This is a genomic window from Lysinibacillus sp. RU7, assembly GCF_057837305.1.
Genome location: NZ_JBYQFK010000243.1, coordinates 1 through 246 on the forward strand (window position 1 = coordinate 1; position 246 = coordinate 246).

Sequence of the window (246 nt, forward strand, 5' to 3'; positions counted from 1 at the left end):
GTCAGAAGGGGCGCTTAGCAAAGGGCTTCGAACCGCGCCAGCCACAAAATCACCTGTTCCCGAAACTTATTTCGGGGCCTTCACCATCGGCTGGAATTTGCCCAGGCCACAGCTGGCACCCGGTTGCAGCCCCGGCCCGGCGTTGAACAGCACGGTGATGATGTCGACCGAACAGAGCTGGGACATGCTGGTGCGATAGGAAAAACGCCGTTCGAAGCCCAGACTGGGGCAGCTGTTGGGCAGGGT

1 protein-coding gene is annotated in these 246 nt (G+C 60.6%); it reads right to left on the minus strand.

Features of this window, described 5'->3' with window-relative positions:
* Nucleotides 1-66: 66 nt before the first annotated feature.
* On the minus strand, nucleotides 67-246 hold a 180-nt coding region (locus AC3II9_RS22270), incomplete at its 5' end, for a hypothetical protein (protein WP_489158931.1).